Annotated in this window: 9 protein-coding genes; 4 read left to right on the forward strand and 5 right to left on the reverse strand. The window is 66.9% G+C overall.

Features of this window, described 5'->3' with window-relative positions; all coding sequences use genetic code 11:
* Positions 1-142 precede the first annotated feature (142 nt).
* From fabF to gmk, 4 genes are all read left to right on the forward strand, one after another.
* Entirely contained in the window at positions 143-1,408 is a 1,266-nt protein-coding gene (gene fabF, locus ACQR03_RS04255; RefSeq protein WP_315712404.1) for a beta-ketoacyl-ACP synthase II, read from the forward strand.
* A gap of 277 nt (positions 1,409-1,685) precedes the next feature.
* Positions 1,686-2,975, forward strand: coding sequence for an endolytic transglycosylase MltG (mltG, locus tag ACQR03_RS04260; RefSeq protein WP_315767262.1), 1,290 nt, complete (start codon positions 1,686-1,688; stop codon positions 2,973-2,975).
* A 124-nt stretch (positions 2,976-3,099) separates the two neighbouring features.
* Positions 3,100-3,987, forward strand: coding sequence for a YicC/YloC family endoribonuclease (locus ACQR03_RS04265; RefSeq protein ID WP_315712651.1), 888 nt, complete (start codon positions 3,100-3,102; stop codon positions 3,985-3,987).
* A 3-nt stretch (positions 3,988-3,990) separates the two neighbouring features.
* Positions 3,991-4,650 (forward strand): guanylate kinase, encoded by a 660-nt coding sequence (gene gmk, locus ACQR03_RS04270; protein WP_172109343.1) that lies wholly within the window; start codon positions 3,991-3,993, stop codon positions 4,648-4,650.
* 12 nt (positions 4,651-4,662) lie between these two features.
* Here gmk and ACQR03_RS04275 read toward each other — a convergent pair whose 3' ends face one another.
* From ACQR03_RS04275 to ACQR03_RS04295, 5 genes are all read right to left on the reverse strand, one after another.
* Positions 4,663-6,930: a hypothetical protein gene (locus ACQR03_RS04275; RefSeq protein ID WP_434840979.1), complete on the reverse strand. Its 2,268-nt coding sequence runs from the start codon at positions 6,928-6,930 to the stop codon at positions 4,663-4,665.
* A 381-nt stretch (positions 6,931-7,311) separates the two neighbouring features.
* Positions 7,312-8,370: an alcohol dehydrogenase gene (locus ACQR03_RS04280; RefSeq protein WP_315712400.1), complete on the reverse strand. Its 1,059-nt coding sequence runs from the start codon at positions 8,368-8,370 to the stop codon at positions 7,312-7,314.
* Between the two features lie 27 nt (positions 8,371-8,397).
* A complete protein-coding gene (gene rsmA, locus ACQR03_RS04285; protein WP_315800294.1) occupies positions 8,398-9,258 on the reverse strand; it encodes a 16S rRNA (adenine(1518)-N(6)/adenine(1519)-N(6))-dimethyltransferase RsmA in 861 nt (286 codons plus the stop codon).
* The gene (pdxA, locus tag ACQR03_RS04290; RefSeq protein ID WP_316164704.1) at positions 9,255-10,256 is read right to left on the reverse strand and encodes a 4-hydroxythreonine-4-phosphate dehydrogenase PdxA; all 1,002 of its coding nucleotides are present in this window, start codon (positions 10,254-10,256) and stop codon (positions 9,255-9,257) included. Before pdxA ends, rsmA begins: the two co-directional genes overlap by 4 nt.
* Positions 10,256-11,194 (reverse strand): SurA N-terminal domain-containing protein, encoded by a 939-nt coding sequence (locus ACQR03_RS04295; protein ID WP_315712396.1) that lies wholly within the window; start codon positions 11,192-11,194, stop codon positions 10,256-10,258. The genes pdxA and ACQR03_RS04295 overlap by 1 nt, the downstream gene beginning before the upstream one ends.
* Between the last annotated feature and the right edge of the window lie 37 nt (positions 11,195-11,231).

An 11,231-nucleotide genomic window follows, 5' to 3' on the forward strand; every position in this document is an offset into this window, starting at 1 on the left:
TGAGCCGTCATCTGGCGGCTGGCGATGGACGATTCGGACGCGCTGCCCGGCCAGAACGTGTTACTCGAACAATTGACCCGAGGTGCGGCGACGGCCGTCAGCCGATGCACAAGCGCTCAAGGTCGGGTCTGGAGAAACGAACATGAGGCGGGTTGTCGTCACTGGCCTTGGCATGGTTTCGCCGCTTGGCTGTGGTGTGGAAACGACCTGGCAGCGCATCCTTCAGGGCAAGAGCGGTGCGCGCTTGATCGAGTCGTTCGAGGTCTCCGATCTTCCCGCCAAGGTGGCCTGTCAGGTGCCGCGCGGCGATGGCTCCGACGGCACCTTCAATGCCGACCAGTGGATGGAGCCGAAGGACCAGCGCAAGGTCGACGATTTCATCATTTTCGCGATGGCTGCGGCGCGTCAGGCGCTCGATGACGCCAACTGGCATCCTGCGACGGAAGAGGACCGCTGTGCCACCGGCACGCTGATCGGGTCCGGCATCGGGGGCCTCTCGGGCATTGCCGACACTGCGATCCTCCTGAAGGAGCGCGGTCCGCGCAAAGTGTCGCCCTTCTTCATTCCTGGACGTCTGATCAATCTCGCCTCGGGCTATGTCTCGATCGAGCACGGGCTCAAGGGTCCCAATCATTCGGTCGTCACTGCGTGCTCGACCGGCGCGCATGCGATCGGCGACGCCAGCCGCCTGATCGCGCTCGGCGATGCCGATGTCATGGTCGCCGGCGGCACCGAATCGCCGATTTGCCGAATTGGCATGGCCGGGTTCTGCGCGGCGCGCGCGCTGTCGACCGGATTCAACGAGACGCCCGAGCGCGCGTCGCGCCCTTACGACAAGGATCGCGACGGCTTCGTGATGGGCGAGGGCGCCGGCGTGGTCGTGCTCGAGGAGTATGAGCACGCCAAAGCACGTGGCGCGCGGATCTACGCCGAGGTCTCCGGCTACGGACTCTCCGGAGATGCCTATCACATCACCTCGCCATCTCCGGACGGCGACGGCGGTTTTCGCAGCATGAGTGCGGCGCTGAAGCGCGCCGGCATCACGGCCGCCGACCTCGACTACATCAACGCGCACGGCACCTCGACTCAAGTCGGCGACGAGATCGAACTCGGCGCGGTCGAGCGCCTGCTTGGCAATGCCGCTTCGAAGATCTCGATGTCGTCGACCAAATCGTCGATCGGACATCTGCTCGGCGCGGCCGGCGCCGTCGAAGCCATCTTCAGCATTCTCGCGATTCGGGATAACATCGCCCCGCCGACGATCAATCTGGAGAACCCGTCGGTGGAAACCGCGATCGATCTCGTGCCGCATGCACCTCGCAAACGCGAGATCAACGTGGCACTGTCGAACTCGTTTGGTTTCGGCGGCACCAACGCGTCGGTGGTTTTGCGGCGCGTGGTGACCTAGTGCGGAAGGACGGATGCCGCTCGGCCCGATTGTCGCTTGGTCACGCGGATATCCGACTGCAGCCACACTAGAACCCAAGACTTCGCGTGTCTTTCGCAGGTCGGCCTTCGGCGCCGATGCGGTAAGTGGATGCGCATGGCGGTGAGGCCCGGCGAAAACACCTTTTCGCCGTATTCGATGACGAGATGACGAATCGTTAAATGGGCGTGGACTTCAGGTCGCTTGCGTTGGGGAGCGCACGGCCACGACGAGAGCGACAGGACTGAAGGTTGCATCGATGAGTGAACGGCCGCCCATCTCGCCCCGCAGCCCGCGCGCAGCGCTGGAGCCGGAACGCGTGCCGCCGCCGCCGCGCCGCTCCGACCGCGCCCGCAATCCGTTCGTGGTTGTCGGCAACGCGATCATCACCTTGCTCATCCTGGCCATGCTCGGCGTGGGCGCGGCCTACTATTATGGACGGCAGATCCTGGAAGCGGCAGGACCGCTGCAGGAGGACAAGGTCGTCAACATCCCGCAGCGCGCGGGCAAACGCGATATTGCCGACGTGCTCGCGCGTGAAGGTGTGATCGACGTCAATCCGTGGATCTTCATCGGTGGAGTCTATGCCCTGAAGGCCAGTTCCGACCTCAAGCCGGGCGAGTATGCGTTCCAGAAGAATGCATCGTTGCGCGACGTGATCGGCGTCATCGTCGAAGGCAAGGTCGTGCAGCATTCGGTGACCGTGCCCGAGGGCCTGACGTCAGAGCAGATCGTGGCCCGCCTGTCCGAGAACGAGATCTTCACCGGCAGCGTCCGCGAGATTCCGCGCGAAGGCACGTTGTTGCCGGAGACCTACAAGTTTCCGCGCGGCACCAGCCGCGATCAGGTCGTGCAACGCATGCAGCAGGCGCAGAAGCGCGTGTTGGCCGAGATCTGGGAACGGCGTAGTCCGGATCTGCCGGTCAGGACGCCGGAGCAGCTGGTGACGCTGGCTTCGATCGTCGAGAAGGAGACCGGCAAGCCCGACGAGCGCAGCCGGGTGGCCGCCGTGTTCGTCAACCGGCTGAAGCAGAGGATCAAGCTGCAGTCCGATCCGACCATCATCTATGGTCTGGTCGGCGGCAAGGGCACGCTGGGCCGTCCGATCAAGCGCAGCGAGATCACCCAGCCGTCGCCCTACAACACCTATGTGATCGAGGGCCTGCCGCCGGGACCGATCTCCAACCCCGGCCGCGCCTCGCTGGAGGCGACGGCCAATCCGGCGCGCACGCGCGATCTCTATTTCGTCGCCGACGGCACCGGCGGCCATGCTTTCACCGAAACCTACGACCTGCACCAGAAGAACGTCGCCAAGCTCAGGGCGATGGAGCGGCAGACCCAGAACGACACCGTCGAGCCCGACGAGGCGCCGCCTGCCGTCGCGGGTGGCGCGGCCGATCCGGCGGCCGGAGCGACCCCACGGGCGCCCGCAGCGGCAAAGAAGCCGCCGGCCAACCGCGCCACCGGCGGAGTTGCACCGGGGGCCGCACCTGGCAACGGCGCCCGTCAGGGGGCGGCGCAGCCGAGCCCGCCGGTCGTTCAGCAATAATTTCCCACGCATGTCGGCCGCGCAGAACCGGGCTTAACATTTGCCCAAAAGGCCGTAAGGTTCGCGCACTTTCGGCGGGGGTTGAGTCTGTCCCCGTTCCCAATGTGCCGGAGACATGGACGAAATGGCGCTGTCGAGCATGACCGGCTTTGCCCGTAGCCACGGGGCAAGCGGTCCCTACTCGTTCGAGTGGGAGTTGAAGTCGGTCAACGCCAAGGGATTGGACGTCCGGGTGCGATTGCCGCAGGGCTGGGACGAGGTCGAGGCCTTCGCCAAGAAGCGCGCGACGGAAGTCCTGTCGCGCGGCACGGTCTATGCGAATCTCACCGTCAAGCGCACCGAGACCGGGTCGACGGTGCGAATCAACGAGGACGTGCTGGCTGCGGTGGTGAAGATGGCGAGCTCGCTCGCCGGCAGGATTGACGCGGTCGCACCGAGCATTGACGGGCTGCTGTCGATCAAGGGCGTGATCGAGGTGGCCGAGCCGGAGAGTGACGAGGCCGAGGACAAGGCCGCCAAAGAGGCGGCGATTGCAGGCTTCGACACCGCTCTGAAACATCTCGTCGAGATGCGCCGGCGCGAGGGCGACACGCTCGGTCAGATCCTCAATCAGCGCGTCGACGAAATCGAGGCGTTGGCGAAAAGGGCGGAGGCGTCGCCGGGCCGCAAGCCCGAGGCGATCAAGGCGCGGCTGGCCGAACAGGTGGCAGCCCTGCTCGAAACCTCCGACCGCTTCGATCCCGATCGCCTGGCGCAGGAGGCGCTGCTGATCGCGGCCAAGGCCGACGTGCGCGAGGAACTCGATCGCATCGCCTCGCACATCGCGCAGGCGCGCGAGATGCTCGGCAAGGGCGGGCCCGTCGGCCGCCGGCTCGACTTCCTCGCCCAGGAATTCCATCGCGAGGTCAACACCACCTGCTCGAAGTCGAACGACATCGAGCTGACGAACATCGGCCTGGAGATGAAGACCGTGGTCGAGCAGTTTCGCGAACAGGTTCAGAATCTGGAGTGATCCATGGCGGCTCACGACGGAAGCTTCGATGGGGTCGAGCGGCGCGGGCTGATGTTCGTGCTGTCATCGCCTTCGGGGGCAGGCAAGACGACGCTGTCGCGCCTGCTGATCGAGCGCATGTCGGGCCTGCGGATGTCGGTCTCGGCGACGACGCGTCCGATGCGGCCTGGTGAGGTCGACGGCCGCGACTATCACTTCGTCGACCGGGCGCGCTTCGAGGACATGGCCAAGCGCAACGAGCTGCTCGAATGGGCCACCGTGTTCGACAATCGCTATGGCACGCCGCGCGCGCCGGTCGAAGCGGCGTTGTCGGCGGGCCAGGACGTGCTGTTCGACATCGACTGGCAGGGCACGCAGCAACTGCGCGAGAAGGCGCGGCAGGACGTCGTCAGCGTGTTCATCCTGCCGCCGTCCGCCGCCGATCTGGAGAAGCGTCTCCACACGCGCGCGCAGGACTCCGACGAGGTCATCCGCGGGCGCATGAGCCGCGCCAGCCACGAGATGAGCCACTGGGCGGAGTACGACTACATCGTCATCAACCGCAACGTGGACGATGCGTTCGCCGAGGTGCAGTCGATCCTCAAGGCCGAGCGCCTGAAGCGCGAGCGCCGGACCGGATTGACGACCTTCGTGCGCGAGCTGCAGCGCCAGCTCGAGAGCTGAAACGCCTTCCGTTTACGCCCGCCGGCCGAGGCGCGCCAGGATGTCCTGGATGCCGTCGAGCTCATCATCCTGCTGAATGTTGCGCGGCCGCGGCCGCAGCGCCGGAGGCCGCGGAATGAAGTCGAGCGGCGGGGTCGCCGGATCCTCGAACGGCGTCGGCACGAACAGGGGACGCTGCTGCGACGGGCGCTGTGGCTGCTGCTGCGCCTGCGGTCTGTCGATAGGTAGCGCGGCGGGGATCGACGACCGCGATTCCAGGAGACTCATCAGTCGGGCCGCGGGATCATCATGCATGTGCACGACGTCCTGCTGAGCCTCGACGGAGAACTCCTCCTGCTGCGGCTCTGCCTCCAGCTCGTCTTCGGGCAATGAAAAGCGCGACTGCAGAAGGTTGATCAGCGCCGCCGCAGGATCGTCGAGCTCATCGTCTTCGGCGGCAGGGGCTTCCGACATCATCGCGGGTCCGCCCACGGCGATGTCATCGTCAGGCTGAGGGGCCGGTTGTCGTGCCGCATGCGCGCGAAGCGTCTCGATCAGTGCGGCCGCTGGATCGGCTGGCGCCGTTGACGGCGCGCGCGGGGAGGCAGGCTGATCGGGCGTCCCGGGAACGGGCTGAGCGACGGGCTGGCCGCCACGCGGATGGTTCGTCAGGTGTTGCGACGCCTGCGTGGTCCGGGGTGCAGCGTCCGCCTGCGTTGGCGGAGCCGTCTCAGCGAGGGCCGCTGCAGCCGGATCATCGCTAGCCTCGCCGGGTTGCGTGGCGTGCCGCTTGGCCGCGCGCGACACCAGCAGCGCGGCAATCACCTTGGCGGCGTCGATCGGAGCGCCGGCAGAGGGGGACGTGACATCGCTGCTTCGGGCCTTGCGCAGCGCCGACACGATTTCGCTGACGTCGACAGGGGCAGGTGGGGCGGCGGTCGCGGCAGCTTGCGCCGGTGGCGGGGCGGCTGGCGGCATTGCTGCGGCTGCCTGGATGCGGGTGGGATTCGCTGGTTCAACCCGCTGCGCCGCCGGCCAGGGCTCGGCGGGCGCGGTCGGTGCCGCATAGGTCGGCGAGCGCGGCGAGGCGGCTGCAGCGGCGGCGCTCGCCTGGGCTGCTGCAATCTTGGCGGCAGCGGCCTGCGCGGCGGCCATCTGGGCAGCCGTCAGTTGTGCCTGCGCCGGAGCAGCAGGCGATGCGGCAGTTGCGGCAACCGGCGATGGCGGCGCGTTGGTCGCAGCGATCTGTGTCCCGGAAGGCTCGGCCCGGCGCACTGCTGCGCGATCCACCAACTCATCGACCGCCTGCCATACTGCGTCGGTGGACTGTGATCGCTGCATCTCCGCAGCCGCGTCCCGGTCGCGTCGGCGTGCGGCCACGGCTGGGTGATCCTGATGCTGGGGAGACGGCGCCGGTCGCTGCGCACGGGGGTCGATCTGGTCCGTTGAAGCGGACAGCCGCGCGCTCGCGAGGTCGAGCGCCGAAGCCGGCTGGGAGCCGCGGCTGCCGCCTGGATGGGATGGTGCCGCCGGCATGCTGCCGCGGCTCGCACGTATCCCGCCCTGCGGCGCCTTGGAGCGTGGTTTGATGCGACTACGGCGCATCCGTACTGCGTCCGCGTGCCAGCTGCCGTTGCGCCGTTGCCGCCGCCCCATCCGGCTGAGCCGATAGAGCGCGCTGGCCAGCAGTCCTGAAATCGCGAGTGCACCGATGACCACGAGCATGAGCACGTGGATGGGCGCTTCGGGCTTGCTCGGCTTGGGTGCGATGATCGGCCCGTCGGCAGTCGGCGCCGCATTCGCGTCCGGCTCCGCATTGCCGTCGTCGGCCATTGCCGGTGGTGGCGCATCGGCGGCGATCGGGTCCGCCTGTTGCGGCGGGGCAGAGGGCCAGGGCGAGCTATCGAGGCTGCGCGGCAGGCTGGTGTCCGATGCCGTCAGCGTCGTCGGCGTGGCGAGATTCTGCGGCTTCGGCGTGCCCCGCACGGCGAGATCGGCACGCAGCCGCGGCTGCGGCGCTTCGGCGAGGGCGTCGCTGGTGCGAGCGACCGGGCCATCGGTGCGTCTCGGCGTCAGTTTGGGTGGAGCGGGCTGGGCGAAGTCCCAGGGAGTCGGCTGCTGCGCGGCCCGCATCGGTGCCGCGGCGTCACGGGTATTGCCGTTGGCGTCTTTCAGATACCAGCAACGCCGATTGGTGCCACGATCGAAACGATAGTACCAGCGTTGCGCGTCAGACTTCTCTCCCGTCGGCTCGGTCAGACATTCCTCCGCCGCCAACACGACGCGCGGCAGCACGAGCACGACGGTGCCGGCGATTCCGGCTGCAATGGCAAACGCAACTCCTGCCGTTCGGCTTGCCATTGAAGACTCCGGATACGCTTACGCAACGGCGCGTTCTCGGAGAGAAGTTGGGTGGCAATGAGCCGCAATTCCGGATTAATTCTGTCGCGATCCTTTCGTGCCCGAGTGCGGCTTTTTTCCCACAAAAGGATCCGCATCCCGCCTCGATTTTGGCCGCGCTAGCGCGCCAAATCGGTCACATCCGTGAAGATGGACCTGACTTTTCACCCTCAGGGATCCGAGGCGCGGCGCCGACAACCTCTACGTTTGTGGACAAATGATTGGCCACGGCGGCAGCGGTGCAGCACCGCCGCCGCGTGCGATGTCGCAACGGACGAGGGATCAGTTCGTCAGCACCACACGTCCGACCACATGGCCGGCGCGCAGTGCATCGATCCACTTCTGTACGTCAGCCATCGGCTCCTCGCGCATCGGCGGCGGCTTGATCTTGCCGGCGCGCGCGAGCGCCATCAACTCGTGCGCCTCAGTCAGCGTGCCGACCATGAAGCCCTCGATGGTCATGCGCTTGTACACCCATTGAACCATCGGCAGGGTGAACTGGCCGCCCATCAGTCCGGAGACGACGATCTTGCCGCCGCGTGCAACGACGGACACCGCAAAGGCCATCGACTTCTCGTTGCCGGCGAAGTCGACGACCTCGTCGAAGCCGCCCTCGGTCTCCTTGAGGATGCGCTTGATCACATCCGGCTCGGCCGGATCGTAGGCCGTCGCGGCGCCATTCTTCAGCGCGGTCTCGCGCGCGGCCGCCGAGAGGTCGGCCACCGAGATCGGTTGCTTGAACATCGCCTGCGCGAACGACAGGCCCATCATGCCGACGCCGCCGAGTCCGATCAGCAGCAGATTGCGCTGGCGCGGCCGATCCACGAGGCGCTTGAGCGCGCCATAGGCCGTTACGCCGGAGCACATCAGCGTCGCGGCCTGATTGACCGGCAGCGGATCGTATTCCAGCAGATACTTCGCATCCGGCACCAGCACGTGGGTGGCGAAGCCGCCGTCAATCGAGACGCCGAGGAAGCGCTGCTTGGCGCACAAATTCTCGTCGCCATTGGCGCAGTCGCGGCATTGGCCGCAGCCGATCCACGGAAACACTGCGCGGCGCGCGCCGATCAGTTCCTTCGGCACGTCGGGTCCGACCTCATCGACGACGCCGGCAATCTCGTGTCCGAGCGTGAAGGGGAGGGTCATGCCGCGCGTGGTGTCCAGGCGCTTGCCGCCGCCGAGATCGGCATAGCCGTCCTGGATATGCAGGTCGGAGTGGCACAGGCCGCAGCGCTCGATGCGAACCAGAACTTCCCGACCTTGCGGCTTCGGCGTCTCGACGATGGTTTCGCACAGCGGTGCGTCGAACTTGACGAGCGACTGACGGCGCATCAACGCCATGATGAAACTCCCTGAAATGCTTGTTGATTAAGACTTGTTCTCGTCGCGACTATTGGTCAATTCGCGGGCCATGGCAACAAAGCCCGACACCGGAATGGTCTCGGCGCGGCGGGTGGGATCGACGCCTGCGGCGGCCGCGAGCCGCGCGGGATCCGCCGGCAGCGACTTCAGGCTCTGCCGCAGCATCTTGCGGCGCTGGCCGAAGGCGGCGGCGGCGACCTGCTCGAGCGCGCGGCGGTCGCAGGGTTCGGGCGACGGGCGCGGCACCAGCCGCACCACGGACGACGTGACCTTCGGCGGCGGCACGAAGGCGGATGGCGAGATGTCGAACAGGATCTTGGTCTCGCAGCGCCAGTTGGCGAGCACGCCGAGCCGGCCATAGGCGTCCTCGTTCTCGCGCGCGACGATGCGCTCGGCGACCTCGCGCTGAAACATCAGCACCATCATGTCGTACCAGGGCGGCCACGGCTCTGCGGAAAGCCAGCCGATCAGGAGGTGCGTCGCGATGTTGTAGGGCAGGTTGGCGACGATCTTCGCCTTGGTGCTGCCGAGGTAGGGCCGGACGTCGAAGGTGCGGGCGTCGGTGCAGACGATTTCGAGCCGCCCCGGATAGCGCGCGGCGATCGCCTGCAGCGCCGGGATCGCGCGCTCGTCGTGCTCGACCGCGATCACGTGGCGCGCGCCGAGCGCGAGCAGCGCCCGCGTCAGGCCTCCCGGACCGGGGCCGATCTCCACCACGGTGGCGTCCTCCAGCGGGCCGGCGGCGCGCGCGATCCGGGCGGTGAGATTGAGATCGAGCAGGAAGTTCTGGCCGAGCGCCTTGCGAGCCGACAGCTGATGATCGCGAATGACCTCGCGCAGCGGCGGGAGGTCGTCGATCGCGCTCATGACGACTGGCTGGCCATGCGCGCCGCGAGCTCGAGCGCCGCGATCAGGCTCGCCGGATTGGCGGTGCCCTTGCCGGCAATGTCGAACGCCGTGCCGTGGTCGGGCGAGGTGCGGATGAAGGGCAGGCCGAGCGTCACGTTGACGCCCTCGTCGAACGCCAGCGTCTTGATCGGGATCAGTGCCTGATCGTGGTACATGCAGATGGCGCAGTCATAGGTCTTGCGCGCGGCTTCATGAAACATCGTGTCTGCCGGCAGCGGTCCCTGCACGTCGAGGCCAGCATTGCGCAAGGTTGCGATCGCGGGCGCGATGATCGTGTCCTCTTCGGTGCCGAGCGTGCCGTCCTCGCCCGCATGCGGATTGAGGCCCGACATCGCAATGCGCGGCCGCGATACGCCGAAATAGCGGCGCAGGCTCGCCGCGACGATTCGCGTCGTCGACGTGATCAGCGGGCTCGTCAGCTGGTCGATCGCATCGCGCAACGCGACGTGGATCGTCACAGGCACCACGGCGAGAACAGGCGACCACAGCATCATGACCGGCTGTGGCGTGGCTCCGCCATCCGCGGCGAGCTCGGCGAGAAATTCGGTATGGCCGGGATGCGAGAAGCCGGCACGGTAGAGCACGGCCTTGGCGATCGGGTTGGTCACGACGGCGCTGGCGCGTCCGGCCCTCACGTCGGCCACGGCCTCCCGGATCGAGCCGATGGCCGCCTCGGCACTCGTCGTGTCCGGGCGGCCCGGCAGGGCCGTCACGGCGTGCCCGGTGGGGACCACGGGCAGCGCGGTCGCAAACGCCTGCGCCGCTTGTTCGGGACGAACCTCGTCCACGGTGACGGGGAGGTCGAGCAGCTTGGCGCGCTGAGCCAGGAAGGCAGGATCACCGCGCACGTAGAAGGCGGGGAGGCCGAGCTCGGTGCGGCGCAGCCACGCCTGCAGGGTGATGTCGGGGCCAATGCCTGCCGGTTCCCCCAGGGTCAGCGCGAGCGGCTTCGTCATCAGCGATATTCGATCATCGCCGCCTTGCGGACTTCCTGCAGATAGGCCTTGGAGGTGGCCTCGTATTTCTTGGTGTACATCTGCTCCTTGATCTCGCGCTTCTTCGGCGTGTCGATCGTGGTCGGAGTCCGCGAGCAGAGCGCCACCATCTGAATGCCCTGCCGCGTCGCTTCCGGCGGAGTCAGGTGGCCGATCGGTGTGTCATCGAGCAGCTTGCGCAGATTCGGCGGAATGTCGGCGGACGTCTTGACGACGATCTCCTTGATGACCGCGTTCGCCGTCGTCTTGAAGATGTTGTTGGCTTCGGCGCAGGTCTGCACCCGTGAGCGCAGCGCTTCCGCCTCCTTGTGACGTGCTTCCATCAAGCCCTGGTTCGAGGAGTTCGACACGATCAGCACGATCGGCTGCATCTTGTACTCGAACGCCTGGCCCTGCTGATCGCCGTCGCCGCCGGCAGCGGCGACGGCCGCGGCCACGTCCTTGTCGGAGACGAGCAGACGCTCCTTGTAGCGGCCGCGCACCAGGCTGCTCCAGACGATCTCCGCCTTGATGCGGGCCTTCAGCGTCTCCGGCCGCACGCCCTGGCTCTCCAGCGATTTGGTCAACTGTTCCGGGTTGAGCCGCATGCGAGAGCCCATGCCAGCAAACGATTGGTCGACGTCGGAGGCGGTCGGCTCGACGCCGAACTTCTTGCCTTCCTTGATCTTCACCTTGTCGTCGATCAGCTCGTCGATGATCTCCTGGCGGGACTGATGCTTGCGCGTGCTCAGGAAGTTCAGCTTGGTGCGCTGCTCGATGTCATAGTCGGTGATGGGATCGCCATTGACCATGACGACGATGCTCTGGGCGCGAGCCGACATCGTTCCGATGCCGCAGGCGAGTGCGGCAAGAGTGCAGATGGCCAGGGCCCGAAGGCGAGGAGAGAACGCGATCGTCATGACCAAGCTTCGCTGTCGCTATTGATCCAACTGGAAG

The organism is Bradyrhizobium sp. HKCCYLS3070, from assembly GCF_051167575.1.
GTDB lineage: Bacteria > Pseudomonadota > Alphaproteobacteria > Rhizobiales > Xanthobacteraceae > Bradyrhizobium.

What these genes read in the sequence shown, in the direction of transcription:
- fabF (WP_315712404.1), top strand. Translation starts at nt 143, where the DNA reads ATGAGGCGGGTTGTCGTCACTGGCCTTGGCATGGTTTCGCCGCTTGGC.
- mltG (WP_315767262.1), top strand. Translation starts at nt 1,686, where the DNA reads ATGAGTGAACGGCCGCCCATCTCGCCCCGCAGCCCGCGCGCAGCGCTG.
- ACQR03_RS04265 (WP_315712651.1), top strand. Translation starts at nt 3,100, where the DNA reads ATGGCGCTGTCGAGCATGACCGGCTTTGCCCGTAGCCACGGGGCAAGC.
- gmk (WP_172109343.1), top strand. Translation starts at nt 3,991, where the DNA reads ATGGCGGCTCACGACGGAAGCTTCGATGGGGTCGAGCGGCGCGGGCTG.
- ACQR03_RS04280 (WP_315712400.1), bottom strand. Translation starts at nt 8,370, where the DNA reads ATGGCGTTGATGCGCCGTCAGTCGCTCGTCAAGTTCGACGCACCGCTG.
- rsmA (WP_315800294.1), bottom strand. Translation starts at nt 9,258, where the DNA reads ATGAGCGCGATCGACGACCTCCCGCCGCTGCGCGAGGTCATTCGCGAT.
- pdxA (WP_316164704.1), bottom strand. Translation starts at nt 10,256, where the DNA reads ATGACGAAGCCGCTCGCGCTGACCCTGGGGGAACCGGCAGGCATTGGC.
- ACQR03_RS04295 (WP_315712396.1), bottom strand. Translation starts at nt 11,194, where the DNA reads ATGACGATCGCGTTCTCTCCTCGCCTTCGGGCCCTGGCCATCTGCACT.